The following is a 26,846-nucleotide window of genomic DNA, read 5'->3' as shown; positions in this document are numbered from 1 at the left end:
AACTCCCCCAGCGGCTGATCGCTGTTTATCCGGGGAGCACCCACGTCAGTGCGGCAGTGGCGGAGGACAGGCAGCTCAGCGTTGAGACCCGTTACACCGGGTGGGGCAGCCGGGTGACCGTCAAGGCTCCTCCGGCAAGCAAGGTGGAGAGCCCGGGAAAGCGCGAGCCGACCGTCCGGGGCACCTTCGCCCTGGCCATCGCCGGCTCCTACGCGCTGCTCGTCATCATCGCAACCATCTACGTCGAAGTCAGCACTCGCCAACCAGGCAGCCAGGGCTTGGAGGCGCCGGTGCCGCTCGCGATCACCTCCCCGACCTCGCAGCTCTTGACTCCTCCGGATCAAGGCCGTCCGTGACCGACGGAAAGTCAAGATCAAAAAACGAAGAAGCCCCTGCACCGCGTCAATGGCCAGGTGCGTGCGACTCAGCCGCAAAGTGTGTGAAGCAGTCACGGATTGCGACAGAGGGCTACGTCCGGGACTGATCGCGATCGAGTAACGGTACGCGCATGAATGTGACCGCTCGGTGATGCTCGACCCGGTCCGGTTTCCGGCGACGACGCCGAAGACCGGACCGGGTCGAGCAGGACGGCGGGCCCGCGATGGTCAGCCGTCGAGCCCGAGCGCCGCGCGAAGCGCCCGCAAGGCATAGTGCGCCCGCGATCTGACGGTTCCCTCGGGAATGCCGAGCCGCTGCGCCGCTTCGGCGCCCGACCGTCCGAAGTAGTACATCTCGACGAGCACCTGGCGCTGGGCGTCACTCACCTTCGGCAGCGCCTCACGCATGGTGTGGATGATGACCAGTCGTTCGATCGCGTCGTCCGCTTCGGGTAGCCGGGCGAGGTCTGTGGCGCCGGTCTCGGTCGGCCGGGCCTGCCGGGCCCGGGCCTCGTCGATGGCGATCCGGCGGGCGGTGGTGAACAGCCACCGCCGCTCCGGTTCGGAGCCGTGTGGCACGTCCTCGATGTTCCGCCACGCCCGCAGCATGGTCTCCTGCAGAAGATCTTCGGCGAGATACGGCTCGCCCAGCGCCAGCCGTAACAGGAATCGGTACAGCGAAGGCGCGTGATGTGCATGCAGCGTGGCCATGCGTATGTCGGCAGGCGACGCGCCACGCGTCGCGGCGCACTCATTGATGACCACGGTCACTGGGACACTCCGCCGCGCCGGAACAGTGGAATCCGCAAGAATCGTTGACTGTTTCTGACCATCGCCAATTGGCTCCAGCATTGCAAGGTTCGGTGGGGCCGGACACGGCACCCGTTGAGCAGTGCGCAGCAAAACGCGAGCGCACCGCACCCTAAACCATTAAGACATGTGAGAAATTGTGTTCTTTCCACAACTTGGTGGACGATGTCACCCGAGTCGGTTCAATGACCGTGTTGTCCCGGTTTCGGACCAACGTGTATGACTGCCTGACCGCCGGGACCGATGCGCTGGTCGATCTGACGCTGACGCCCGAACATCGGCACGGTCACGGCGCCCTCTACGACGCCTTGAACTGTGGCAACGTCGAGGTGGACGTACCCGACGCGGCCGTTCTCCTTCACGATGCCGGGGTTCCTGACCACCGAGGGCGATCCGTGGGTCGAGGACGGCATTACATACCGCCGGATGAACATGACGTGGCCGTCGCACCTGGCGACGTACAACGCGGATCAGGTCCTGTACCTCGACGAGACCGGCCTCATCGTGTGGCACGACCACAGAAGCCGGGCGTGGCCGCCATGTAACAGTTTGTCTTCGTATTGAACGACAAGAGCGTGGGTTACGTTGTGTGGGCCGCACCCGGTCGCGTCCGACCGGCAGGCGGGAAAGGCAATCGCGGTGGACCAACCTCAGTTGGATGTCGGATCGACGGCATGGCTGCTCACCTCCGCAGCGCTGGTGCTGCTCATGACACCCGGCGTCGCGTTCTTCTACGGCGGCATGATCCGTCAGTCCAACGTCCTCAGCATGATCATGCAGAGCCTCATGACGATCGGGACGGTGAGCGTCCTGTGGGTGCTCGTGGGTTTCTCGCTGGCGTTCGGCGCGGGTAACGGCTTCGTGGGCGGACTCGACCTTGCCGGTCTGCGCGACCTCGCCCAGACGGTGCCCGGCATGCACATCGACGGTGTGCCGATACTGGCCTTCGCCGTCTTCCAGATGATGTTCGCGGTGGTCACCCCGGTGCTCATCACCGGCGCGGGCGCGGAACGTTGGAGGTTCAGCGCCTACATCACGTTCGTCGCGCTGTGGTCGATGCTGGTCTACGCACCCATCGCGCATTGGTTCTTCTCGCCGCTGGGCTGGGGGAGCAGGCTCGGCGCACTCGACTTCGCCGGCGGCACGGTCGTGCATGTCAACGCCGGCGTCGCGGCACTCGTCGTCGCCGCGGTCCTCGGCCGGCGCACCGGCTGGCCCGCTGTCCAGCATCGGGCACACAACCTGCCGCTGATGCTGCTCGGCACGATCATGATGTGGTTCGGCTGGTTCGGGTTCAACGGCGGCTCTGCGCTGGCCCCGAACGGGATCGCCGCTCTCGCCGTGACGAATACGCAGGTGTCCGCGGCCGCCGGCTTGATGGCGTGGGCCTGTGCCGAACAGATCCGGGTCCGCAAGCCGACGACGCTCGGCGCGGCGTCGGGCGCGATCGCCGGACTCGTCGCCATCACCCCGGCCGCCGGCTATGTGACACCGCTCAGCGCGGTTGCCATCGGTGCGGCCGCCGGCGTCATCTGCCATTTCGCGGTGAGCCTGAAGGCGCTGCTGGGGCTGGACGACGCGCTCGACGTCGCCGCCGTGCATCTCGGCGGCGGCGCGGTCGGTTCGCTGGCCGTGGGGTTGCTCGCGACGACCTCGGTGAACCCGGCGGCGAGCAACGGGCTCTTCTACGGCGGCGGTTACCGCCTGCTCGGCGTCCAGGCGTTGACCCTCGGCGCGGCGGTCGTCTACTCGGCGGTCGTCACGCTGCTCATCGTGGTACTGGCCGATCGTATGTTCGGCAACCGGGTGAGCCCACGGGGCGAGGTCATCGGGCTGGACCTCTTCCAGCACGGTGAGTCCGCGTATGCGATCCAGGCGCCCAGCGAGACGGCCGCGACGCGGGTGCCGAACGAGACGGCCGCGACGCGGGTGCCGAACCATGGCTGAGCACGTGGCGCACCCTGCCGACCACCGGCCGGTCGGCGCCCGCCGCCGCCCGCGGCGCGGCTCGCGGATTGTCGCGAACCTCATCCTGCTGGCCATGCTCACGACACTGTACGGACTGCTGCTGCACGAGGCCCGAAGCACCACCGCGGATCACCTGGCGGCCGCGCGGACCGCGCGGCAGGCGGTACCGCTGCTGCGGTCGACGACGCAGCTGCTGACCGAACTGGTCCAGGCCAGGACAGCGGCCGCGCACACGGCACCCGTCAACGTCGATGCCATCGCCCACGCCGCGGCCGCGGTGTCGACCGCCGGGCAGACCGCTGACGTCAAAATCCGGCAGCGGTCGGTGGACCTGCGCGCCGTGGCCGACGCGCTGGGGGCCGAGAAGCCGTCGGGTCCGTATTCAGTGCAGCGCTACGACGATGCGATCGTGCTGGCGACCGACCTGCTGCGCATGGCGGGTGCGACCGCGCGGCTGGACGCCGATCCGGACCTGTATCACCGTTTCCTGGCCGAACTTGTCGTCGAGCGACTCCCGGCCGTCGTCATCGGCGCCGGGCAGATCGCCGACCGCCTGGCGTTGGACGCCGGGGCGACCGGCGCGGCCAGGGAGCGGGCGTCGCTCGCGGTCGCCGTCGCCCGGTCGGAGGTCGCGTCGGCGGTCGAGGCCCTCGACACCGGGATCGTGCTGCTCGCGGCCACGCCGGAGGGCGCCGTCGGGCGCGACGTCGGGCGCGACGTCGCCGGGCCGCTCGACGAGTTCCGCAAGGACGCGGGCCGGCTCGCCGCGCCCGCGGTCCTCGAACAGACCCGTTCATTGACCGGCGCGGCCGACGCCGCGAAGCGCGCCGAGCGGGTCCGCGAATCGGCCACGGCGCTGGCGACGGCGGCGTTCGCCGCGCTGGATCAGGCGCTGCAGCGGTACCAGCAGGACGTCGATTGGCAGCACCTGCAGCAACTGGCGATGCTGATCGCCGGTGTGGTGCTGGGCGGGCTGCTGCTGTACCGGTCGATCCCGGCCAGGTACCACGACGACGAAGTCGACGGCACCGCCGATACCACCACTGCGGATGTCGCGTCGCTCTCGATCAACCTGCCGGAGGTCGACGCGCGGGAGCTGCTGGCAATGGAGGAACTCGTGCATGTCGGCCGCGGGGTGCGGGTCCGGCCGTCGGATGGGTCCGGCGATGCTCCTTAACCTGCGGATCACCCAGAGACTCGGGCTGCTGCTGCTCATCGCGGTCGCCGCCATGACGGCGGCGAGCGTCCCGGGCGTCGTCGAGCGGGTCGACGACGCCCGGGCGGCGCAAGCCGTGCAACACAGCGCGGAGCGGGTCCACACCACCGCGGTCGCCGTCGCCGAACTGCAGCGCGAACGGCTCCTGGCACTGGCCTATGTCCTGTCCGATCGGGTCGGCCGGACCGCGCTCGTCAGCCAGGTGCACACCGCCGATGAGGCGGCGGCGGCGGTTCCAGAGGGTCGTGCCTCGGTCGCCGCGCTGCGCAAGGTACGCCAGGTACGTCAGGCGGTCCTGCGCCGTGACGCGGAGCCGTCCCGGGTCGTTCGGGTGTACCATGACACGGTTGTCACGCTCCTGAACCAGCTGCGGCTGACCGACCAGCCGGACGCCGACGTGATAGGGCAGCGGGAACTGTCGTCCCTCGACACGCTGATGCGGCTCGATGAGGAGGCCGGCGTCGGCGTGGCGGCGTTGCTGGTGGCGGTCGGCGACCAGACTGTGGCCGGCCTCCTCGCGAGGGACTCCGCCACGCTGGTGCAGAGCCACTGGGAACGCTTTCAGCGGCAGGCGATCCCGCGGCACGTCACGATCCTGGCCGCGACCGAGACGGGTCCGTCGGCGTTGCGGAGCGGCGCGGCGATCGCCGCACTGACGCACAACGAAACCCCGGGCAGGTCGGGCCCACCGACAAGTGCGGCGCAGGCACTGTCGATCGCCCAGGGTGATGCCGTGGTGCGGTACAGCGCGCAGATGGCCGTCGTGTCCGACATCGGCCGGCTGGCTGCCGCACGCGCCCGCACCGCGACCGACACGGCGGTCGGCGTCGCCGTCGGCGTCGGCGCGCTCCTGGCCACGGTCGTCTGGCTGGGCTCGCTGATCAGCCGCTCGGTCGACCGGCCGCTGCGCCGGGTGACGCTCGCGGCGACGGCAGTCGCCGACCTCGCCACCCGCGAACTGCGACGCGTGCACGACACGGACGTCGCCGACGCCGATGAGGACCCGCCGCGGCTGGCGGCCGTCACCATCAGCTCCGCGGACGAGATCGGTGAGCTCGCCTCGGCGTTCAACCGGGTGCAGGCCACCGCCACGCTACTGATGCAGCAGCAGGTGACGAGCAGGCGCAACGTCGCCGTCATGTACAGCAACATCGCCAACCGCACGCGCAGCCTCGTCGAGCGGCAGCTGGCAAGCATCGACTCGCTTGAGCGCGACGAATTCGACGAGCAGCGGCTGGCGCACCTGTACCGGCTGGACCATCTGACGACACGGCTGCGCCGCAGCGCGGAAAGCCTGCTCGTGATCGCTGGGCAGCGCGACGCCGGGCCGCTCAGCATGCCGGCCCCGCTACATGAGATCGTACGGTCCGCCGCCGCACAGATCGAGGGGTACCGTCAGGTGGTCCTCGGCACCATCGACAACGTGGTGTTGCAGGCCGGAGTGGTCGTCGACCTCACGCTCATGCTCGCCGAACTGCTCGAGAACGCGACCGTGTTCTCGCCACCGAACGTGCCGGTCGAGTTGTCGGCGAGGCTCGACGGCGATTGCCACATACGGATCGTGGACCAAGGCGTCGGCATGTCGGCCGAGCGGCTCGAGCAGGAGAACCGTCGCCTCGTGTCGCGGGAGCGCCTCGACGTCACACCGACCACGATGCTCGGCCTCTTCGTGGTGGGCCGGCTGGCCCGGTGGCACGGAATGACCGTGCGGCTGCTGCCGTCCGTCCCGACCGGCGTCACCGTCGAGATCGTGGTGCCCGCGGCGCTACTGCTCCGCACAGAGGTCCACGGACCGCCTGCGGCCATGGCCGCCGTTCAGCATCGGCAGCAGGCCGCCGACGTGGCGGCCCCGGTCCCGGTGCTGGAGCCGTCCGCGGACTTTCAATGGTTCGACACATCGATCCCTCCGCCTGCGGCGGTGGGTGGGAGCACCGCCGCTCCTGTGCCTGGTGCCGCAGGTGCAGGACCGGCGGGTGGCGGCCCGGCCAAGCCCGACCGAAACAGCCGGCCGAACCACGCGAACCGGCCGAACCACGCGAGCGGGCCGGATCGCCCGACACGGCCGGGCTACCCGGAGCGGCAGACGCGGACGCCAGAGCCGGCGCCTCCGCCGGCGCCTCTGTCAGCGCCTCCGCCAGCGCCTCCGCCGGCGACGGTGGGCGAGCAGCGCGGCGGGCTGCGCCGGCGGATCCCGGGCCAGCACCTCGCCGAGTCGGTGCGTGGCACACCGGAAAGTCCCGGGGCCTGGCGTGCCGGGCCGCAGGCAGCGTCGACGCCCGCCCCCGCACCGCGACTCCGCAACCCGGAGACGGAGCGTGCCGGGCTGGAGTTGTTCCAACAGGGCCTTGCCAGAGCGGCAGGCACCGATCCGAACAGGAGCTCATTTCCTGTGCCTGGTGCCGCAGGTGCAGGACCGGCGGGTGGCGGCCCGGCCAAGCCCGACCGAAACAGCCGGCCGAACCACGCGAGCCACCCGAACCACGCGAGCCAGCCGAACCACGCGAGCGGGCCGGATCGCCCGACACGGCCGGGTTACCCGGAGCGGCAGACGCGGACGCCAGAGCCGGCGCCTCCGTCAGCGCCTCCGTCAGCGCCTCCGTCAGCGCCTCCGTCAGCGCCTCCGTCAGCGACGGTGGGTGAGCAGCGCGGTGGGCTGCGCCGGCGGATCCCGGGCCAGCACCTCGCCGAGTCGGTGCGTGGCACACCGGAAAGTCCCGGGGCCTGGCGTGCCGGGCCGCAGGCAGCGTCGACGCCCGCCCCCGCACCGCGACTCCGCGACCCGGAGGCGGAGCGCGCCGGGCTGGAGTTGTTCCAACAGGGCCTTGCCAGAGCGGCAGGCACCGATCCGAACAGGAGCTCATTATGACTGTTCCCGCGTACCCGGTCAGCAACGAGGCACAGCAGTTCAATTGGCTGCTCGATCGGTTCGCCCGCGACACCGCGGGGGTAGCGGAGGCGATCGCCGTGTCCACCGACGGGTTGCTGGTGGCGATGTCAAACGAGATGCGGCGGATCGACGCGGATCGTCTCGCCGCCATCGTCTCGGCGTTGGCCAGCCTGGCAAATGGCGCGTCCGGGCTCTACGGCCTGGGTGAAACCAACAAGATCATCATTGATCTCGACGGCGGGTACGTGCTCGTCAGCAATATCGGCCGGGGTTGTGTGCTAGGCGTGCTTGCCCGCAAGGAGGCCAATCTCGGCAATCTCGCCTTCGAGATGGCGATGTTCTCCAATCAGGCCGGGCCGGTCCTGACGCCTCAGCTCATCGACGAGCTGAAGTCGACGGTCCGGATCTGACCGGGTATGCCGATGGATCAGCCGCCCGGCCGCGAGGAGCCCGTGCGATCGCCGGTGACCGGGGTGCGGCCGTACGTGCTGACGGGCGGGCGGGTCCGGCCGGTGCACCCGGCCCCGCTCAACATCGCGGCCCAGATCCGGTCCACACCGCACGGCATGGTGGCGACCGAGCGCCTTACGTATGAGCATCGCGACATCGTCGAACTGTGCGATCGTTGGATCTCGGTCGCGGAGGTCGCCGCGCACCTGCGGCTACACCTCGGCGTCGTACGGGTCCTCGTCGCCGACCTCGCCGCGCTGGGCCTGCTCGACGTTCACGAAGGAAACCTTGCCGGCAGCCGGCAGGTAGCGATCCTTGAAAGGGTAATCCGTGGACTCACCGCAATCCGCTGAGCGTGCGGCCGGTCGGCCGCCGCTGCCGGTGAAGATGGTCATTGCCGGCGGGTTCGGCGTGGGTAAGACGACCGCTGTCGCCCAGGTGTCCGAGATCCCGGTGCTGACGACCGAAGCCCCGATCACGGAGCTGGCCGCCGCATTGGACAGCGTCGACGAGGTGCCGGGAAAGACCACCACGACCGTCGCCCTGGACTTCGGCTGCGTCGCGATTAGCGACGAGATCAAGATGTATCTTTTCGGTACTCCAGGGCAGGACCGGTTCGGGTTCATGTGGCGCGACCTGACCGAGGGTGCGCTGGGCGCGCTGGTCATCGTGGACAGCCGGAGGCTTGACGACGGCTACCCCGCGGTCGATTACTTCGAGCGGTCCGGAATGCCGTTCGGCGTCGGCATCAACCTGTTCGACGGTGTGCTCAACCACGAGCTGGCGGACGTGCGGTGGGCGTTGGCGATAAGCGAGGACACGCCCCTGGTCACTTTCGACGCGCGTGACCGCGGTTCGGTGATCGACGCATTGCTCGCGGTGCTCCGGCACAGCCTCGACCGGTCTGGCTGAGCGGTCGGCCCCGCTTGGGACATCACGGGTTCGGCCGCGGCTGAGGCGGCGGTCAGGCCCGTACCCGAGGTGTTTGCCGGACTTCGGTCCACCTATGCCTGGGTTCACCGGATCACGATGCCGTCTAGTCCACGAGTCTCCAACTTGACGTGCGGAAACGCCTACCGGTGGTCTGCTATCTGATGCGGTGGGCTCGCAAGAAGCACAGACGGCTGAAGGCATTCAAACGCTTCGAGGCATGGTGGCAAGGGCTCATCGAAAGAGAGCCCGAACTATTTGCGCGCTGGGCGTGGATGACCGCGTTCTGAAGGCTAGGTGAGAAGCAAGCGGGGTGACGGGAGACCGTCACGCTCCGTTCCGCGGGAACCCGGGGCTGAGATGCCCCGGGCGACCCGACTCTCACTACTCCAGACGCAGGACGAGCTTGCCCCGAGCGTGTCGAGTCTGGACCTTCGCCAGGGCTGCCTGAGCCTCTTCGAACGGATACACCCGTTCAATCTCCACTCGCTTCTCGTTCTGGGCGACCTCCATCATCAGCTGCGTCAGTTCGCCTCGGACGTCGGTCTCGTGCGGGACCACTTCCACGTGCACGTTGCGCTCCGGAGCCACGACGTCACCGGAGATGGTGATAAGTTTCCCGCCATCTCTCACAACGCTCAAGCTGTCCTTTGAGGTATGGGGCTGAACCGCCATCACTGCGTCGACCCCGCCAGGCATCCACTGTCGGACCTGTTCGCGCCAGGTTGGATCGTGGTAGTCGACAACCGCCTCGGCCCCGAGCGAGAGCATGTGGTCGTGATTGCGTTCAGAGGCCGAGGCGCCGACCCGCCATCCCCGTGTCCGAGCGACCTGGATGGCCAAGGTGCCGATCGCCCCCGAACCTCCCGCAATGAACAATGAACCGCCAGCGGGTACCGCCTCCAGGGCTTTCAGCGCCCGCAGGACAGTATTACTGAGCCGATCATAAGTTTTGGGACTATCGGCGTTATGCGCCGATGTAGGTCAGGTGCGGGTCGGTGAAGAAGGCCCGGACGATGTCGGGGCGTTTCTGTAGCCGGTGCATGCCGCTGTGCATGGCCGCGGCCAGTTCGTGTTCATCGGCGACCGCCTCACGAGCCACCCGGGCCTTGATGTTTTGGTTGACCCACTCATCAGGGTTGAGATCGGGGGCGTAGGCGGGCAGGAAGAACAAGCGCAACCGGCCGCCGGTACGTGCGATGAAATCACGCACCGCGGCGGCGGTGTGGATCGAGGAGCCGTCGACGACCAGGAAGATCGGCCCGATGACGGTGCGCAGCAGCTGCGCGCAGAACCCGAGAAACGCCCAGCGGTCCATCGAGCCGTGCCACAGCCGGTAGCGCAGCGTGCCGTCCGCGGCGACCGCCGAGAACATCTTCACCGACCGGCGCTGCGCCCCGGCGCACACCACCGGGGTCTGTCCGATCAGTCCCCAGGTGGTCCCGGCGCGGTGATCGACGCGCATGCTCATCTCATCGGCGAACAACACCAGCGCCCCCCGTGCCCGGGCCAGGCGACAGATCTGCGGCAACAGCACCGTCGTCCACCGGGTGACGGCCGCCGGATCACGCCGCCATGCCCGATAGGCCGGGCGTTGCGGCGACAGGCCCAGCCCGCGCAGCAACCTCCCGGCCGCCGCCACCGACAAACCGATCCCGAACCAGGCCGCGATCACCAACGCCACCAGCGCCCGCGTCCACAATGCCACCGCCGTCCCCAGTACCTGACGGGGGGTGACATCACGCACCACCGCCTTGACGCTCTGCTCCTGCCCAGGCGTCAGCCGCCGCGGCCGACCCGGCGCCTTCTTGATCCGCAGCGCCTCGTCACCACCTGCCCGGGCCTGGCGTTTCCACCGAAACACCGACTCACGGCCCACCCCCAGCGCCTCGGCCACCCGATCCGGTGACATGCCCTCCTCCAGCAACCGGAGGGCGAAAACCTTCTCCTCGAACGTCGCTCTGCGACCTTTTCTCGCCATACCCCCAGCATGCGCCTGCCGGAACTCGATCTCCCACCGCTACCCAACACGTACCAAAACTTACGATCGGCTCAGTACCCGCAACGGGGACGGCCGCCGCTTCAACGAAGTCCAGGCCAGTGGGGACCGGCACGATGAGGGAGCCGGCCTTGACCGCGGCGTACTCCGCCCAGGTTCCGCCCTTCGGCTGCATCGAACTGACGAAGGCAATGCGGTCACCTGGCCGGTGACCAGAGACTCTGCTGCCGACCTGCTCGACGACACCGGCTGCCTCGATTCCGATCGGAAACGGGTACTTCGCGTCACCCGGCAGGAAGTAGGAGTCGTGAATGCCGACGCCGACGGCCTTGACGCGCACAAGCAGCTCATCATCGTCGATCTGCGGGACTGCTACCTCTGCCAGTTCAATACTGTCGACGCCGGATTCCAACTTGGCGAACGCTCTCATATTTCGGACATGCTCCCTGCTCTGTCGCTTGTCATTCGCTTCCTGGTTGAGCTTGTTCACATAGTCCCGCTGGACCGCCTCGGCGCCGTCCTGGAGTCCTTCGCCGAGGACCGACGGAGCCTTACCGCTGTGAATGGCGCGGACGACGTAGTAACCGGCGCTGGTCGCCTCCAGATTCCACTCCTGGTTGGGTTTGCCCTTGTTGGTCCACTGGATTGCCTGGGCGCCATTGTCGGTGCCTTCTGCGACGACCGACGCCAACTTGTCGCTGTGACGAGCCACCAGCGTGGCAGTGAACTTTGCCATCCTTCCTCCGTAGAGTGAGGCGGGGAAGTTGATCACTGTCAAACAGTCATCGCTGTGCGATATTAGCCCATCACAAAAAGTGGCCAGAATTGGTCATCTCTCCCCCCAGCCATCGCCCTCACGATCGCCCGACGGCGGCTGAGCCCATACGTGGCTGGGGGCCGATCGAAAGTCTGGGACTTCGTGCCTCAGCCCCAACCTACCGAGGCATCAGGGATCTCCCCGTAGCAGGGCAGCGAGGGCAGCAGCCGCCCTTGATCACGTGCCAGCGGCATGAGGGTGAACATCCCCCTCAAAGTCAAAGAGCCCTCAATGCCGAGGTTCCCGCTCCCGAGGTGGCAAGGCGGGCCGGTCACGGCGTGGATGTCCTCCTCCGCGTCTACGCGAAGTGCATCGACGGCCAGGAGGAGACGGTCAACCGGAGGATTGATGACGCGCTGGCCGCGTGAAGATCACCTCTGCTGTGGGGCTCTGGGACACACTCCCGGAGCCCCTTCGGCATTCCGGGGTTTCATATCCCGCGCATGTCCCGCAACGCCCGCGCTGACCCGTCAGCTCGGCTTCAATCTGACGCGAGCTTCGATGACATCCAAAGGAGACATCGATGCCCTGCCGAGCAGGGGGCAGTACCTGCGCCATCCTCAAGTTTCTGTCGAATCCAGCTAAGCACTGCGCAGACGATCAGCCCTCACCAGGAGGTTCTCAGCATCCGCAGATTCTTCCCCTCGTTTCGGTGAACTATGCCCCAAACTTTCGCCCTCAGCAGTGTCGTGAGCATGGCAAGCTAGGTGATCGGTTACGTAGAGAGGTGGAGTGATGACGGGCAAAGCAGTGGACCCGTCAGAACACTCAAATAAGGACATTCGCAAGGAACTTGCCTATTGGGTGAGTTTGGGGTGGTTACTTCGCAAAGAAGGTCACGGCTTCCGGCTCTACTGCCCGTGTCCAGGCAAGTGCACGACCATCCCTGTCGGCAGCACCGTCCCCAAACCCGAGCGCAGAGTCCGAGGCATCCGCACGGCAGCCCAGCTGTGCCCAAAGGATCCCGAGGACCCTCGCAGAAGCTTGACCGGCCTGGATCGGAAAGAATGATAGAAGGCGTTGACGAACGTCAACACCCCTGCGAAGCTCAGGTACAGGCGGGAGGAAGGTTATGGAGTACGAGTTCCGATTCGTAGTCGAAGGCGTGTCCGTCGATGACATCGATGTTGTGGAGACTCTTGATCGAGAGCTCGACGCCATGTTGTTCCGCGGTGGAGGCGTTGACCTCCTTGATATTGCCGCTGAAGGCACAGATGCCTTAGCTGCCGCAATGAAGGCGGCTCGCGAGGCGACAATATCTGTTCCGAGCCTTCGGGTACTTCGCCTACATCGCGATCTGGTTGGCGTTCCAGAAATCGCAGAACGACTGGGATTATCACGCCAGAATATCCATCAATGGATAACCGGAAAGCGGCATAGCGAAGCTTTGCCTTTTCCTCCATCTGAAGGCACAGCAGGGCGTACCCAGGTATGGCTGTGGACAGAAGTTAATAAATGGCTAGAACAGATCGGCCGAAACGACGAAGTCAATAGACCAAGTCGTAACGAAATGGCAGACATTGACTCTGCACTAAACTGCAACTTGCAGCACAAGACAAAGCTTTCAATGGATCGCTGGCGCCGAACTCGACAGGTTGGCGTTATAGCTGTATACAAAGCCGACCTCACAGTAAGCGAGGCAGACGACAATGGCGCTTTCATGACTAATGCCATGAAAGGCTGGGACCACACAGAGGCTTCGCACTATAAGGTTTCGGTGCGATGAGCGTTGAGCGAGAAACTTCATCGGTAACTCTAGAAGAGCTCGAAGCTCTCCTAGAGTTACGCCGTGTTTTTTTCTTCGAATCGTCGAGCCGACGCTGGAATTCCGGAATAGGCGATAAGGAGGCGCCGCCTATCAACATCATTAATGACCTTCAAGTGATGCAAACCGTAGACGAAAAAAGCATTTCTGTGCGGGGTCGCATGACTATAAAGACGCCTCAAGCAATACTCATTGCTGACACCGTAGCCGTCTTCTCGATTAAAGAAGATGACGACAATGAAAGCCTGGACAATGAAGCGATCGATTTTTCCGACGACCTTATGCAAGAATTTGCCGAGAAAATAGCGGTGCCGATACTTTATCCGTTTATCCGGGAGTCCATCTATGATGGCGCTCGAAAGATAGGCGCCAAACCACCCATGCTAGACATACTCCGATCCGGAAATATCTCGTTAAAGAAAACGGAACCTTAGAGTCTAAGCTTTAAGTGAGGACGGCCCCCTACAGGGAAGCCGCCAATTCTTGCATGCTCATCACCACTAAGTCGGCCCCGGCCACTGCTAGTGCGACGTTCCTCATCGGAAGCACAGATCCACACCGGCCCAGGAGGCCGGGGAGGCCGCCCTGATAGCCTCAGCCTGGATCCACGGCGTGAATTCTGGTGATCATTCTTCGGTTCGATTCCTTCACCAGGACCGTTTTGCCTGACGGGGGTCTGATTTGGGGTGTGGAGAACCCGCCGTGCGCGGGTCACGGATTGTCCAGGCGTTCACGGGCTCGGGGGCGGGGTTCGTGCGCGAGGGCGCGGGTGACCGTGGAGGTCGAGGGAAGAGTGGTGGCAGGGCGGGGACGGGTCAAGCCGCGCGGATCGGTGGCAGCCGGTGGACGGCTTGGAAGAGGTTCATCCATGCGTGCCGCCAGTGCCAATACCGGGGAAGATGCAGGGTGAGGTGGCCCCGGCCGTGCCGGGCGATGCGGGCGGGCACGCCGATGAGATGGCGGCGCAGGGTGGCGCCGCGCGCCTTGGCGTGAAAGGTTCCGGCCAGGCAGCCGGCCGCGCGCAGCAGGTTGTGGCAGATCGCCGCCAAGGTCAGCCAGGCGGCGTTGGCGGTGAACACGCCCGAGGGCAGGTGCGCTAATGGCCCGTCGATCAAGTCCGCGTTGACCTGCTCGATGACCGCGTGATCACGGTGTTGTTCCTCGGCCTGCCCGAGGGCGTACGGACTGTCGGTGAAGATCGCGTGATAGCGGTAGAGCGGGAACGGTTCCTCTGGCCGGAGCCCGGTCTGCGAGTTGAGCCGTTTGACCCGGCGCACGATCAGCCGGGCGGTGATGGCCTGGCCCTTCTTCGCGGCGAACGCCGTGTAGGCGACCTCCGCGATCTCGGCGTCGGAGATCCAGCCCCCTGCTTGTTCGTCGAAGATGGCGTTGGGGTATTTGATCGCTGTCCAGGCGGTTTCGTCGATCGCCGCGATCGCGGCTTTGATCTTGGGGTCCATTTTGGCGGTGACGGAGAAGCGCACGTCGTTCGTGTGGCAGGCGTTGATCACGCCTGCGGTGTAGAACGCCGAGTCCCCGCGCATCATCAGGGTGGCGCTCGCGCCCGCTGATCGTGCCGCGCCGATCGACTCACGCACGAACCAGGCCGCGCCGCGGGCGGAGTTCGCGCTTCCGCCGCGCAGCCGGGTGCCGGTCACCACCGGGGCGGCCAGCGGTGTGGACAGTGTGGAGGCCAGCACGTTCAGTCCGCGCACCAGCACGCCCTTGCCGCCGATCTTGGTGTGGCCGAACCCCGATCCTTGCTTCTTGTAGCCGTAGGTACGTCGCTGCATCGAGTCCACATCGAGGAAGGCGAGCACGTCCGCGCCGGGCAGCAACGGCGTATGGGCGGCCAGCCGGGCCAGCAGCAGGCGGGCCACTTTCTCGATCTGCCGGACGTTGCCCCAGGCCAGGCACCGCAGGAACGATCCCAGCGTGGACGGTGCGCGGATACCGGTAAACAACGTGTCCATGCCGCCGTGGCGCAGTGCGTCCAGATCATCGATGCTGTCGGCCCCGCAGGCCATCCCGGCTACGATCGAGCCGATCTTCGCCGCCGGGTTCACGCCGTCCCGGCCGGTGGGAGTGACGTGCTCGCCCGCCAGGTCGCTCAGGCCGCACCGCTCGGCCAACCGCATCACCGGCCCCAGCCCGCCGTACGCGACTACACGCTCCTCATCGAAGATCGCATGGGTCTTGGCAGAGTCGTGGAACAATTGCACTTGAGAGGTGTCCTCTCGATCAAGGTGGCGGAAGCCTGAAGAACTCCCATCATCCCAGGTCGGAGGGCACCTCCTCTCATTTCAGGATCTTCAGTTCAGAATCGGCTCGGTGGATCCAGGCTCAGTCTTTCGGCCGCGCATTCGCGCCCTCCATTGAGGGCCGGAGCACTAGTCGATCCGCCTTACCCAACTTGTTGGCGTAACCCACGGTGGTAATGCCCGCGCTCTTGGACGCCTGCATGTCGGTAACCGAGTCACCGATTAGGAGCGAGAGCGCTGCATCCGCGCCGAGCTGGTCGAGGGCTTGCCGGACGAGATAAGGGCTCGGCTTCATAAGCCCCGGATCGGGGTCCATCCGGGCCGAGATGAGATCAACGGCCGTTAGAAGGCCGTGCGCCTCCAAGAATGCGGTGATAGCGGCTACCGAGTTGTTGCTGGCCGCCGCAACCGACTTGTTTTCCTCCCTCGATCGCCGAATGAGATCGGCAGCCCCCGGCGTCAGCCGTGCGTTCGCCGCTGCTTCGACTTCCAGATCAGTCAGCGCGTTGAGCGTCGCATGGTTGAGGTCCCTGCCGAGATCCGCGCTGAAGCGGAAGATCTCCATCGGATCGTCCTCCTCCTGCACGCTCTGGGGCAGGTTCACCCCGGCAACCTGAGGCAGCCTCACCGCTGATGGATGTGCCGTACACGCTTCGGCACGCGGCCGTGTCCACGTGGCTCAATGCCGGCGTCCCGGCTCCCCAGGTCGCCGAGTGGGCGGGGCACAGTGTGGATGTCCTGCTGCGGGTCTACGCCAAGTGCATCCATGGCCAGCAGGGCGAGGCCACGCGCCGAATCTGGGACGCTAGCAAGCCCTGAAAACCTGGGCACGTATTCGGCACAGCGCCCCGTAGATGCCCGTTGACGACCATGGACAGCCGGACATACGAGAACAGCCCCCTCACCGCGTTTCCGCTGGTGAGGGGGCTGTTTCTGCTGGTGTGGCAGGTGCAGGACTTGAACCTGCGTAGGCTGAGCCGACGGTTTTACAGACCGCTCCCTTTGACCACTCGGGCAACCTGCCGCGTCCTCCGCGTACCGCGGCGACAGGAAAAGAATAGCGGACTTCCAGGGGTGACGTGACATCCGCAGAGGGCACCCGCCGATAGATGGGCACACTGGGACTTTTGGGGCAGGTGTTGTCGCTCGCGCCGGCCTTGAGCGGGAAGGGATGGACAGGAGGGACATCACGATACGGGCGTGATAGGGGGTTCGACGGCAGGTAGCGGGCGGGTGAGGCGGGTGGGCCGGGGGTGACCTGAGGGAGGGCTGTCCGCGGAGTGGGATGACGGGCCAGGACGGCGGGGTGAGGCGACACGCTGAGGGCGAGGCGGGACACACTGCCGCCCCAGCATTGGCGGGAGATGCTGGCTAGGCTGATCCGTTACGTACGCGTCTACCGAACCGGCTCGCGGACGCCGCCGCGGTTCGCGGGCGTGATATGCGGGAGCCGGGCAGCGACTGATAGTTCCAGCAGTTCAGAGGGGATTGGGCTTTGGCGGATTCATCGTTCGACATCGTTAGCAAGATCGACCATCAGGAGGCCGACAACGCGCTGAACCAGACGGTCAAGGAGGTCGGGCACCGATTTGACTTCAAGGGGACCGGCGCGACGATCGCCTGGTCGGGTGGCCAGAAGGCCGTCGAAATCAGGGCCAACAGCGAGGAGCGCGCCAACGCGGTCCTCGACGTGTTCAAGGACAAGCTGATCAAGCGTGGCCTGTCCCTGAAGATTCTGGACGCGGACGAGCCCAAGCTGTCCGGCAAGGAGTATCGCCTTCTGGTCACCCTCAAGGAGGGTATCGACCAGGAGCAGGCCAAGAAGATCTCGAAGATCATCCGGGATGAGGGGCCCAAGGGGGTCAAGGCCCAGATCCAGGGCGAGGAACTGCGAGTGAGCTCCAAGAAGAGGGACGAGCTGCAGGAGGTCATCGCCCTTCTCAAGGGCAAGGACCTGGAGGTCGCCCTCCAGTTCACCAACTACCGATAGACCGAGGGCCGGGCGGAGCTGTGACTCGCACAGTTACCGCCCTCCACTCGCGGAGTTGTGACTCGCACGGTTACCGCCCTCCACTCTCGGATGCGCACTGCCGAGTGCGGAGTCGACGGCAGGCGCTTCGGGCCGCTCTCCTCCGGACGCGTTCAAAGCGATCATGAGGCTTGAGTGGCCCAGAGCCGGTCAGCCGGTGGCGAGGTGACGGCCAAGCCGTCTGATGGTCTCCGCGATCTGCTGGCCCAGGCGCGCCGCGACTGGCTGCGCCTGTACGAGCAGACCATCCGGGACGCCCAGCAGCTCGGCCAGCTCGACGCGGATGTCGATCCGGCCCAGCCGGCGTTCGAGCTCGACGCGCTCGCCACCGCGGCGAACTCGGCCGCGCTGCTGCTCGACGACACCTCGGCGTACCAGCGCTCGCGAGCCGGGATCCGCACCCGGCTGCGCGCCCTGGCCACCCGGCCGGAAGAGGTTCCCTGACGACCCCACGGCGCGGCCGCCTCCCCGGACCTTTCGCCGGCTCCTTGGGACACGGCCGGCTCGCTCACTCTCTGGACCAGCCACAGCCACTCTCTGGACCAGCCACAGCCACTCTCTGAACCAGCCACAGCCACTCTCTGGACCAGCCACAGCGACCAGGACGCGAGCTGGGCTGCGAGCTGGGCTCCGCCGTGAAGCGGACGCTGAACGCCGGGACCGGGACCACCCCGCAAGCGGGATTCCTTCGGCCTCAGGAAGAACGTGTGGGTCTGCTGGCTGCCCGGCGAGTAACGGTGAATTATCGTCCTTTTATGGGGAAAATTCACGACAGGATCAATGACCGGCTACGCGAGTTCATCGGAGCGCAGCCGGTCTATTTCGTGGCGACGGCTCCCGAGCAGGGCGGTCACGTCAACATGTCCCCCAAGGGATACGCCGACACCTTCGCCGTTCTCGACGACACCACCATCGCCTACCTTGACCTGGACGGCAGCGGGGTGGAGACCATCTCCCACCTCCGCCAGAACGGCCGGATCACGGTCATGTTCTGTGCCTTCTCCGGCCCTCCCAACATTCTTCGCCTGTACGGCACCGGCCGGGTCGTCGTACCGGAGAACCCTGACTTCGCCACACTGATCAGGAACTTCGGTCCGCACCCGGGCGTGCGATCGATCATCGTCGTCGACTGCGACCGCATCGCCGACTCCTGCGGCTTCTCCGTGCCGTTCATGTCCTTCGACAGTGACCGGACGCTGCTGGACGAGTGGGCGGGCCGCAAGGATGTCCAGGAGAAACGTGCCTACCGGGCGACGAAGAATCGCGAGAGCATCGACGGCATCCCCGGTCTCTCCTCCGAGGAGACCGACCCGGTCACCCAGCACTCCTGAGACCACCGCCTCATCCGGACCAGCCCCCGAGGGCCGGTCCTTTCGCCCTGGTCCGATGAGGTTTCCGGTCTTTCTCCGAGGTCGGATGACACCCATGGCGGCACCGCCGGTCGGCCTTGGCCGAGGCGTACAGTAGCCCGTACGTAGCGGACGCCCCCCGGATGTCCGGAAGACTCGGGGGGTCCTCAGTGGGGTTGTTCCGCCGCTTGAGTGTTTGCGTCGGCCTGGTCGTCCTGGTCATGGGAACGGGCATCCCGGCCCAGGCCGGAGACGCGAGGTCTCCGGTCCGGTACGCGGGGCTCGACGGGTGCGTCTGTGCTCCGTGGAAGCTCTGGGTACGCGGCGGCAGGGTGGTCAGCCTCACCGACGCCCGGGTGTTCTCCAGGGGTAGGCAACGTGCTCCGCTGGCCCTGTCCCCCAACGGCAGGTATGTCACCTACTTTCAGCTCGGCGACGGGGCGCTGGTGGTGCGGGAGATGGCGACCGGCGAGACACGCACGGTGCCCGGCGTGAGATGGTCGCGCGCCATGCGCGCGGCGCGGATCGAACTCTCTCCCGGCGGGCGGTACGCGGTGCTGGGCATCAGGCGGGGGCACCGGATCCTGGACACGTACAGCGGCGAGAGCGTCCCGGTGCCGCCGGGGCTACGGCCCTGGAGTTTCAGCCCCGACACGAGGTTCGTGCTGGTGGTGGATGACTCGTTCCAGGCGGGGATCTACTCGATGTCGCCCTTCGCCGAGTGGGGACGCGTCCCGGCGGGAGGCGCGCTCGGTCCCGGCGGGGAGACCGTCGCCCATTTCACGGCGCGTGACACGGGGATCGGCCTGTGGGACGTGTCCGCGGGCAGTGCGCTGAGGCCCGGTCCCATCGCCGTGCCCCGTGGCAGGACCCCTACCAGGCTGCGTTGGAACGGCAAGGGCCACCTTGACCTGCAGACGGTCACCCCGCGCAGGTTAAGGAGAGGGGGAGGCACCCGCTACACCTGGTACCGGGTCGACCCGGAGTCAGGCCGGACGGAGCGGATCGGCGGCTTCATCGTGCCCGGATCCGTCCACAACCCGATCATCACCGGCCTGACCCCCTGACCCCGCCTCATGCGGCGGGGTCAGCGGCGGCAACCTGCCGGAGGCTCTCGCGCCAAGCGGTCAGCGGCGGTACCCGGCCATGCGCTCCAGGCGGGCGACGCGCTCGGCGGTGGGCGGGTGGGTGGAGAACATCCGGCCGATCCCAGCGCCGCGGAAGGGGTTGGCGATCATCAAGTGGGAGGTGGAGGCGATCCGGCCGTTCTCCGGGAGGGGCAGCCGGCGGGCGCCCATCTCGATCTTTCTCAGTGCCGAGGCGAGTGCCAGCGGATCACCCGTCAGCCGAGCCCCTGACTCATCCGCCTGGTATTCGCGGGAGCGGGAGATGGCCATCTGGATCATCCCGGCCGCGACCGGGCCCAGCACGATCATGAGGAGTGCGCCGATGAACCCGGGACCCTCGTCGTCGTCTCCGCCGCCGAAGAACAACCCGACGTAGCCGAGATAGGTGATCATGGTGGCGAGCGCTCCGGCCACCGAGGAGATCAGGATGTCGCGGTTGTAGACGTGGGAGAGCTCGTGCCCGATGACACCGCGCAGCTCTCGCTCATCGAGCATCTGAGTGATCCCGTAGGTGACGCAGACAGCGGCGTTACGAGGGTTGCGGCCCGTCGCGAAGGCGTTGGGCTGCATGGTCGGCGAGACGTAGAGCCGGGGCATGGGCTGGCGAGCCTCCGTGGAGAGCTCGCGCACGATCCGGTAGAGGAGCGGCTGCTCGACCTCACTCACCGGCCGGGCACGCATGGCCGACAGCGCGATGCGGTCGGAGAAGAAATAGGCGGCACCGTTGGTCACCAGCGCGACCAGAACCGCGATCTGCACGCCTGCGCCGCCTCCGACCCACGCCCCCACCGCGATGATCACCGCGGACAGTGCGCCGAGAAGGACCGCGGTACGCAGACCGTTGTGGTGCACTACACCCCCCTTTCGGTTGATGCCGATTCACCTGTGACAACGTTTCCAGCCAGGCCGAACGTTCCCAGGTGGTTCAACCGGCGGCGATGAGTGCTCCGGGGATGAGATCGAAGACCAACTGGGGGGCGACCGAGAACGCGACCGCGACGATCCCGGCCACCGCGATCGCCACACTTGCGGGCATCCACCCGGCGGCGCGACCGGCCGTTTCCGCGCCCTCGGCAGCCGGAGTGAAGATCCGTATCACCCAGGCGATGTAGTAGTAGAGGCCCGCGACCGTGTTGACCGCCATCACCACGGCCAGCCAGCCGCCGCCACCGCCGCCGAGGATCTCCCGGAACACCACGATCTTGGCGAAGAGCCCGGCCAGCCCCGGGGGCAGGCCCGCCAGGCAGATCAGGAAAAAGGCCAGCGCCAGCCCTGCCGCCGGGTTCCGGAACGCCAGGCCCCGGTAGTCGTCCAGTTCTCCCCTGCCGGAGCGCCTCGACACCAGCGTGACCACGGCGAACGCCCCGAGGTTCATCGCCGCGTAGAAGACCAGGTAGGCGATCGAGGCGTTCATCGCCTCGTCGCTTCTGATGCCCAGGGGAGCAAGGATGTAGCCCGACTGGGCGACGGACGACCAGGCGAGCAGTCGCACGGCGTGGCGCTGGCGCATGGCCAGGAGGTTGCCCACGGTCATGGTGAGCGCGGCAATGATCGCGATCAGCGGGATCCAGGTGGCGCCCTGACTGCCCAGGGCGACGACCAGGATGAGGATCAGCCCGGCGAACCCGGCCGCCTTGGAGATGACGGAGAGAAGTGCCGCGATGGGGATGGGCGCGCCCTGGTAGACGTCGCCCGCCCACGCATGGAACGGCACTGCGGCGATCTTGAAGGCGAAACCGGCGAGGACCAGCACCACTGCCACGGTGACCACGGCGGGCAGGTCGTAGCCGATCTCCAGTGAGGAGCCGTAGGCGGTGTCGGCACCGTCCAGGACGAGCCTCAGGCCGAGCTCACCGGAAACACGCTGTCGCAGAGCGTGGGCGATCCGGTCGAGGTAGACGGTCCCGGTCGTTCCGTACAGCAGGGAGACCCCGAAGAGCATCACCGCCGTGGAGACCACGGAGACCAGGAAGAGCTTGACCGCCGCCTCGGAGCTCCGGCCGTCGTAGCGCCTGAGCGCGGTGAGCGCGAACACCGGCAGCGAGACGAGCTCCAGCGCGACCACCAGCATGATCAGATCACGGGAGGCCGGCAGCGCGACGGCACCCGCCAACGTGCAGAGCAGCAGGAAGTACCACTCGCCGACAGGGATGTCCCCAAAGGAGAGCTCGGCCGCCGACAGCAGCACCACGACGATCCCGGCCACCAGCGCGAGCCCCGCGAAGACCAGCGTGAAGTCGTCGACCACGAACGAGCACGGCGCCACGGCGGCCGAGGTCGCCGTGGACTCGGTGCTCAGGGGGGCGATGGCGTCGATCACCGCGTGCGGGGAGCCGCGCAGTCCCTCCGGCACGCAGAAGGTTCTCAGCGGGCCGCCGGTACGCAGGGCCTGCGAGACCACCACCGCCAGGGCACCGATCACCCCCGCCAGCGTGACCGCGCCGAGTGCCGGCCGGACGTACGGCCTGCGGGGCAGGAAGGCGTCCAGAAGCAGCACCAGCCCGGCGGTGAGGGCGAGGATCAGCAGCGGCGCGACCGCGTAGTAGTCGATCGACTGGATCACGGTGCCCCCACCAGGGTCCGGACCACCGGATCGGTGAGCAGGAGGAGCGCCTTGGGCCAGAGCCCGAACAGCAGGATCAGCGCGATCAGCGGCACCCAGGCGGCCAGCTCGTAACCCATGACGTCGGGCATCCGCGGCCTGCCCGCGCTCGCCGCTCCCGGCGGGTGCGCGACTCCCCCACCGGCGGGTGCCGCAGCCCCGGAGAGGTCTTCCTCACCGCCTCCCCTGGATCTGAGGGCATCGTCCTCGTGGCCGGCGCGTTTCTCTCCGCCCACCTCGGCCGTGCTGCCGTCCTTCCGGTGGAGGGCGGGGCTTTCCCCGCTCGCCTCGGTCGTGACGGCATCGTCCTCGGCTCCCGTCGGGCCCGTGGCGGGGAGAGCACCCGCGGTGGCCCCGGCGAGGAGCGGAACGTGGACGGTCTCCGTGCTCCGGCCATGGGTGACCCGCGAGAGCATGAGCAGGAAGTAGGCGGCGGTCAGCACGGTGCCGAGACCTCCGAGAGCCATGAAGGCCAGATAGAGGGGGCCGGACAGGCCCGCAGCCGGTTCGAAGGCGCCGAGGAGGGCCAGCATCTCCCCCCAGAAGCCCGCCAGTCCCGGCAGCCCGAGCGAGGCGACGCAGGCGAAGGTGAGCAGGGAACCGAGGTGGGGAAGGCGGGTCAGCATGCCGCCACCGAGGGTGGGCATGTCACAGGTGCCGTAGCGCTCCTTGATCGCCCCGGCGACGAAGAACAGCAGGGCGGTGATCAGGCCGTGGGCGATGTTGCCGAACAGCGCGCCGTTGATTCCGACCGGGGTCAGCGTGGCGAACCCCAGGAGCACGAAGCCCATGTGACCGACCGAGGAGTAGGCGATCATCCTTTTGAGGTCGCGCTGGGCCAGACAGGCCAACGAGCCGTAGATGATGCCGATCACCGCGAAGGCTCCGAGCCAGGGGGCCATCGCGACGGCCCCGTCGGGCAGGACCGGGATCGCGATTCTGGCGAAACCGTACGTGCCCATCTTGAGCAGCACCCCCGCCAGAAGCACCGAGCCGACGGTGGGCGCCTCGGTGTGGGCGTCGGGCAGCCAGGTGTGCAGCGGCCACATCGGGGTCTTGACCGCGAAACCGATGCCGACGGCCAGGAAGGCGATGATCTGCACCGAGCGGGACATGCCCGTTCCCCGCGCCCGGGCCAGAGCGGTCATGTCCAGGGTGCCGGTCTGCGACCAGATGATCAGCAGACCGAGCAGGAGGACCACCGAGCCCAGCAGGGTGTAGAGGATGAACTTGATCGCCGCCGCCCGGCGGGCACGTCCTCCCCAGATGGCGATCACGAAGTACATCGGGATGAGGACGACCTCGAAGAACACGAAGAACAGCAGCAGGTCGAGCGCGAGGAACGTGCCGATCATGCCCACTTCGAGGACGAGCAGCGTGAACACCAGTGCCCGCGGCCGACTGCCGCCGCGTCCGGGTCCCAGCAGCTGTCCGGGGCCGTCGGCGCGACCCCGGCACAGGTAGACGAAGCAGAGGAAGGTCAGCAGCGTGGTCAGCACGACCAGTGGCAGTGAGATCCCGTCCACGCCGAGGTGGAACCTGAGATCCAGACCGGGGATCCAGGCCAGGTCGGTCACGAACTGCACGCGGGCGGCGTCACCGTAGTCGAACGTGGCGGCCAGCACCACCGACAGTACGAACGTGACCCCGGAGACGGCCGGCCCGTGCACCCTTAGTAGCCGCTCCCTTGCCGCCGCATCCGCCCCGGACGGCACGAGCAGCACGCCTGCTCCGGCGAGTGGCACGCCGAGAAGCGCGATCAGGAGCCAGCTCATGGCGCGGCCACCTCACAGAGATTCGGCCCCGGGTTCAGCTCTGAGTTCAGCTCTGAGTTCGGTTCCAGGTTCGGCACCGAGTTCGGTGAGTTCGATCGCCGAAGAGAGGTCGGCCGCCGGGGAGAGGTCAACGGCGCGTCACCGCCAGACGGGTGGAGAGCGGCACGATGACGACCACGCCGCCCCAGAGGAACAGAGAACTCACCTGAAGATCACCGCCCCGGCCGCGATCAGGAGGAGGCCCGCCAGCAGGCCGGTGATGTAGAGCTGGGCGTTGCCGTTCTGCATCAGACGGACCAACCCCGCCAGTCTCAGGGTCGCCCGGCCCGAGCCGCGTACCGCACCGTCCACCACGCGGTTGTCCGTACGGACGACGAGGCCCGCGAGGAGCAGCACGGGCCGGACCAGGAGCCTGGTGTAGACGGAGTCGACGTAGAAGGCCCGCTCGCAGGGTGCGCGAAAGGGACCGAGCACGCGGGCCGGGTCGGCCTGGGGCCCGGAGCGCCACACCGCGTAGACCGCCCCCGCGCCCAGCAGTGCCACCGTGAGGCTGAGGGCGGCGGTGCCCCAGTGGACGTCGCCGATGCGGGCGAAGCCGAGAAGCAGGGCCGGAACGGCCAGGACGACGATGGGCCGGCGCATGGTGGCCGGCACCTCGGATACGGCGGCGTGGGCCTCGCCCGCCACGGGCTCGGGCCGCGGGGCACGCTGCCCGAAGAAGGTGCGCAGCCACGCGCGGGTGGCGTAGGCGCCGGTCACCGCGATCGTGGCGAGCGCGCAACCATAGAGCAGGAGGGCTGCGGCATCGGTCAGCGGGCCCGCGGACAGGGAGTGCTCGATGGCCACCAGCATCTCGTCCTTGCTGAAGAAGCCGCTGGCCGGAGGCAGGCCCATCAGTGCGGCGAAGCCGATCGTCATCGCGGCGAAGGTGACGGGAAGCTCTCTGCGCAGACCTCCCATCGTGCTCATCAGGTTGGAGCCGACCGCGTGGATCACCGCCCCGGCGCAGAGGAAGAGCAGTGCCTTGAAGGCACCGTGGGTGATCAGGTGAAAGATCGCGGCGTTCTGTGAGCCCGCGGCCAGGGCACCCGCCATGTAGGCGAGCTGGCTGATCGTGGAGTAGGCGAGGACGCGTTTGAGGTCGTCCTGGGCCAGGGCGGCGAGCGCCGCGCCGAGCATGCCGAGGGCGGCCAGGACCGCGAGTACGTCCAGGGTGGGACGGGCGGCGAGGAAGGCGGGGTAGAGCCTGGCGACGACGAAGATCCCGGCGGCGACCATGGTGGCCGCGTGGATGAGGGCGCTGATCGGTGTCGGTCCTGCCATCGCGTCGGGGAGCCAGACGTGCAGCGGCACCTGGGCGCTCTTGCCCGCGACCCCGGCCAGCAGCAGCATGGTGGCGGCGATGAGCGTGCCGGATGACATCTCGGGAACCCCGGCGAGGACATCGGCGATCCTGAAACTGCCGGCTGCCGTCCCGAGGACGAAGATGCCGAACAGGAAGCCGACGTCGCCGATCCGGGTGACAAGGAACGCCTTGATCGCCGCCCGCGAGTTGGCCCGATCCTCCCACCAGTGCCCGACCAGCAGGTACGAGCACAGGCCCATGATCTCCCAGCCCACGTAGAGGACCAGGAGGTCTGCCGCGTAGACGACCAGCAGCATGGCGCTGGTGAACAGGCTGATGAAGGAGCTGTAGGACGGGTAGCGCCGGTCACCGCGCATGTAGCCGATGGAGTAGACCTGCACGGCCAGCGCGACCACGGTGACCAGCACCGCGATCGACGCGGCGAGTCCGTCGACGAGCAGCCCGACCGAGATCGGCACCGACCCCGTCTCGATGACGGTGAACGTCGCGGTGACGCCGTCGACCGCGCCCTGCCCCCCGCTCCCGATCGGGGCCGACGGCTCGATTCCGCCCTGGCCCGTGGCCGTCCAGGTGGCGTAGGCCAGCCAGATCGCCAGGGCGGTGGAGATCGCGGTGGGCGCCACGGCGATCCAGGCGGCCCGGCGGTTGGCGTCGGCGTTGGGATCCGTGCCGGTACCGGGGTTGAGGGGCGTCGCGCCGCGAAGCCCTCGGGGGAATCGGGAGCCGAGAAGCCCGGTGGCCGCGGCGAGGAAGGGCAGCAGGATCACGAGCGAGGTAATAGCGATCATGGCGCGTCACCCGGCCTGGTGTCCGCCTCGGATAGGGAGCGAAGGCGGTCGAGGTCGATGGTCTGGCGGTTGCGGTAGAGCCCGAGGATGATCGCGAGGCCGAGGCCGACCTCGGCGGCGGCGATCACGATGACGAACAGCGTGAGGACCTGCCCGCTGTGCAGCCGGTCGCGCAACCAGACGTCGAAGACGACCAGGTTGAGGTTGACGGCGTTGAGCATGAGCTCGACGGACATCAGCACGAGGATCGTGTTGCGGCGGGCGAGCACGCCGTAAACGCCGATGGAGAACAGCAGTGCCGAGACGACCAGGGGGTAGACGACGTGCACC

Annotated in this window: 25 protein-coding genes and 1 tRNA gene; 14 read left to right on the top strand and 12 right to left on the bottom strand. The window is 67.3% G+C overall.

The genetic code is table 11. The features are described 5' to 3' along the window. Positions 1-56: 56 nt before the first annotated feature. Positions 57-356, top strand: coding sequence for a hypothetical protein (locus OG884_RS19995; RefSeq protein WP_326635042.1), 300 nt, complete (start codon positions 57-59; stop codon positions 354-356). A 249-nt stretch (positions 357-605) separates the two neighbouring features. Here the strand turns inward: OG884_RS19995 and OG884_RS19990 are convergent, their stop codons facing one another. Further along, the gene (locus OG884_RS19990; protein WP_326635041.1) at positions 606-1,148 is read right to left on the bottom strand and encodes a sigma-70 family RNA polymerase sigma factor; all 543 of its coding nucleotides are present in this window, start codon (positions 1,146-1,148) and stop codon (positions 606-608) included. Positions 1,149-1,826: 678 nt separating this feature from the next. Here OG884_RS19990 and OG884_RS19985 point away from each other — a divergent pair. Genes OG884_RS19985 through OG884_RS19960 form a run of 6 tightly spaced genes read left to right on the top strand, consistent with a single transcriptional unit; the run spans position 1,827 to position 8,620 of the window. After that, positions 1,827-3,134 carry an ammonium transporter gene (locus OG884_RS19985; protein WP_326635039.1) on the top strand — a complete coding sequence of 436 codons (1,308 nt, stop codon included), beginning with the start codon at positions 1,827-1,829 and terminating at the stop codon, positions 3,132-3,134. Further along, positions 3,127-4,332 carry a hypothetical protein gene (locus OG884_RS19980; RefSeq protein ID WP_326635037.1) on the top strand — a complete coding sequence of 402 codons (1,206 nt, stop codon included), beginning with the start codon at positions 3,127-3,129 and terminating at the stop codon, positions 4,330-4,332. The genes OG884_RS19985 and OG884_RS19980 overlap by 8 nt, the downstream gene beginning before the upstream one ends. Beyond that, positions 4,322-7,237 (top strand): sensor histidine kinase, encoded by a 2,916-nt coding sequence (locus OG884_RS19975; protein WP_326635035.1) that lies wholly within the window; start codon positions 4,322-4,324, stop codon positions 7,235-7,237. The genes OG884_RS19980 and OG884_RS19975 overlap by 11 nt, the downstream gene beginning before the upstream one ends. Continuing rightward, positions 7,234-7,668 carry a roadblock/LC7 domain-containing protein gene (locus OG884_RS19970; protein ID WP_326635033.1) on the top strand — a complete coding sequence of 145 codons (435 nt, stop codon included), beginning with the start codon at positions 7,234-7,236 and terminating at the stop codon, positions 7,666-7,668. The genes OG884_RS19975 and OG884_RS19970 overlap by 4 nt, the downstream gene beginning before the upstream one ends. Before the next feature lie 12 nt (positions 7,669-7,680). Beyond that, on the top strand, positions 7,681-8,061 hold the full coding sequence (locus tag OG884_RS19965; RefSeq protein WP_326635031.1) for a DUF742 domain-containing protein: 381 nt from the start codon (positions 7,681-7,683) through the stop codon (positions 8,059-8,061). Continuing rightward, entirely contained in the window at positions 8,039-8,620 is a 582-nt protein-coding gene (locus OG884_RS19960; RefSeq protein ID WP_326635029.1) for a GTP-binding protein, read from the top strand. The genes OG884_RS19965 and OG884_RS19960 overlap by 23 nt, the downstream gene beginning before the upstream one ends. A gap of 402 nt (positions 8,621-9,022) precedes the next feature. Here the strand turns inward: OG884_RS19960 and OG884_RS19955 are convergent, their stop codons facing one another. From OG884_RS19955 to OG884_RS19945, 3 genes are all read right to left on the bottom strand, one after another. Next, positions 9,023-9,481, bottom strand: a complete 459-nt coding sequence (locus OG884_RS19955) for a zinc-binding dehydrogenase (RefSeq protein WP_326635028.1) — start codon at positions 9,479-9,481, stop codon at positions 9,023-9,025. Between the two features lie 124 nt (positions 9,482-9,605). Further along, positions 9,606-10,619, bottom strand: a complete 1,014-nt coding sequence (locus OG884_RS19950) for an IS630 family transposase (RefSeq protein ID WP_326635026.1) — start codon at positions 10,617-10,619, stop codon at positions 9,606-9,608. Then, positions 10,507-11,373, bottom strand: a complete 867-nt coding sequence (locus tag OG884_RS19945; protein ID WP_326635024.1) for an alcohol dehydrogenase catalytic domain-containing protein — start codon at positions 11,371-11,373, stop codon at positions 10,507-10,509. Before OG884_RS19945 ends, OG884_RS19950 begins: the two co-directional genes overlap by 113 nt. A gap of 1,153 nt (positions 11,374-12,526) precedes the next feature. On the opposite strand from OG884_RS19945, the gene OG884_RS19940 reads away from it, so the two are divergent. Continuing rightward, entirely contained in the window at positions 12,527-13,180 is a 654-nt protein-coding gene (locus tag OG884_RS19940) for a helix-turn-helix transcriptional regulator (RefSeq protein WP_326635023.1), read from the top strand. Next, positions 13,177-13,653 (top strand): hypothetical protein, encoded by a 477-nt coding sequence (locus OG884_RS19935; RefSeq protein WP_326635021.1) that lies wholly within the window; start codon positions 13,177-13,179, stop codon positions 13,651-13,653. Before OG884_RS19940 ends, OG884_RS19935 begins: the two co-directional genes overlap by 4 nt. A gap of 381 nt (positions 13,654-14,034) precedes the next feature. Here the strand turns inward: OG884_RS19935 and OG884_RS19930 are convergent, their stop codons facing one another. Together OG884_RS19930 and OG884_RS19925 are read right to left on the bottom strand one after the other, a co-directional pair. Next, positions 14,035-15,441: an IS1380 family transposase gene (locus OG884_RS19930; RefSeq protein WP_326635019.1), complete on the bottom strand. Its 1,407-nt coding sequence runs from the start codon at positions 15,439-15,441 to the stop codon at positions 14,035-14,037. A gap of 121 nt (positions 15,442-15,562) precedes the next feature. Then, entirely contained in the window at positions 15,563-16,084 is a 522-nt protein-coding gene (locus tag OG884_RS19925; RefSeq protein WP_326635015.1) for an HAD family hydrolase, read from the bottom strand. 29 nt (positions 16,085-16,113) lie between these two features. Here OG884_RS19925 and OG884_RS19920 point away from each other — a divergent pair, with 29 nt between their 5' ends. Next, positions 16,114-16,299, top strand: coding sequence for a hypothetical protein (locus OG884_RS19920; RefSeq protein ID WP_326635014.1), 186 nt, complete (start codon positions 16,114-16,116; stop codon positions 16,297-16,299). A gap of 123 nt (positions 16,300-16,422) precedes the next feature. Here OG884_RS19920 and OG884_RS19915 read toward each other — a convergent pair. Next, positions 16,423-16,504 (bottom strand) — tRNA-Tyr (locus OG884_RS19915). Between the two features lie 471 nt (positions 16,505-16,975). On the opposite strand from OG884_RS19915, the gene OG884_RS19910 reads away from it, so the two are divergent. The 4 genes from OG884_RS19910 (at position 16,976) to OG884_RS19895 (ending at position 19,925) form a co-directional block, all read left to right on the top strand. After that, complete coding sequence (locus tag OG884_RS19910) at positions 16,976-17,470, top strand: YajQ family cyclic di-GMP-binding protein (RefSeq protein ID WP_326635013.1); 495 nt, start codon at positions 16,976-16,978, stop codon at positions 17,468-17,470. A gap of 174 nt (positions 17,471-17,644) precedes the next feature. Beyond that, a complete protein-coding gene (locus OG884_RS19905) occupies positions 17,645-17,953 on the top strand; it encodes a TetR family transcriptional regulator C-terminal domain-containing protein (RefSeq protein ID WP_326635012.1) in 309 nt (102 codons plus the stop codon). A 311-nt stretch (positions 17,954-18,264) separates the two neighbouring features. Beyond that, positions 18,265-18,840, top strand: a complete 576-nt coding sequence (locus OG884_RS19900) for a pyridoxamine 5'-phosphate oxidase family protein (protein ID WP_326635011.1) — start codon at positions 18,265-18,267, stop codon at positions 18,838-18,840. A 206-nt stretch (positions 18,841-19,046) separates the two neighbouring features. Further along, complete coding sequence (locus OG884_RS19895) at positions 19,047-19,925, top strand: hypothetical protein (protein ID WP_326635009.1); 879 nt, start codon at positions 19,047-19,049, stop codon at positions 19,923-19,925. A gap of 60 nt (positions 19,926-19,985) precedes the next feature. On the opposite strand, the gene htpX is transcribed toward OG884_RS19895, so the two are convergent. From htpX to nuoK, 5 genes are all read right to left on the bottom strand, one after another. Beyond that, positions 19,986-20,837 carry a zinc metalloprotease HtpX gene (htpX, locus tag OG884_RS19890; RefSeq protein WP_326635007.1) on the bottom strand — a complete coding sequence of 284 codons (852 nt, stop codon included), beginning with the start codon at positions 20,835-20,837 and terminating at the stop codon, positions 19,986-19,988. A 73-nt stretch (positions 20,838-20,910) separates the two neighbouring features. Beyond that, positions 20,911-22,548 carry an NADH-quinone oxidoreductase subunit N gene (locus OG884_RS19885; RefSeq protein ID WP_326635005.1) on the bottom strand — a complete coding sequence of 546 codons (1,638 nt, stop codon included), beginning with the start codon at positions 22,546-22,548 and terminating at the stop codon, positions 20,911-20,913. Further along, the gene (locus OG884_RS19880) at positions 22,545-24,362 is read right to left on the bottom strand and encodes a complex I subunit 4 family protein (protein ID WP_326635004.1); all 1,818 of its coding nucleotides are present in this window, start codon (positions 24,360-24,362) and stop codon (positions 22,545-22,547) included. Before OG884_RS19880 ends, OG884_RS19885 begins: the two co-directional genes overlap by 4 nt. A gap of 201 nt (positions 24,363-24,563) precedes the next feature. Further along, a complete protein-coding gene (locus OG884_RS19875) occupies positions 24,564-26,516 on the bottom strand; it encodes an NADH-quinone oxidoreductase subunit 5 family protein (RefSeq protein ID WP_326635002.1) in 1,953 nt (650 codons plus the stop codon). Continuing rightward, positions 26,513-26,845, bottom strand: coding sequence for an NADH-quinone oxidoreductase subunit NuoK (gene nuoK, locus OG884_RS19870; RefSeq protein WP_326635000.1), 333 nt, complete (start codon positions 26,843-26,845; stop codon positions 26,513-26,515). The genes OG884_RS19875 and nuoK overlap by 4 nt, the downstream gene beginning before the upstream one ends. Position 26,846 lies beyond the last annotated feature (1 nt).

The organism is Streptosporangium sp. NBC_01755 (assembly GCF_035917995.1).
Classification (GTDB): Bacteria; Actinomycetota; Actinomycetes; order Streptosporangiales; family Streptosporangiaceae; genus Streptosporangium.
The sequence above is the reverse complement of the archived record's forward strand: the minus strand, read 5'-3'. Positions and strand labels throughout refer to the sequence as shown.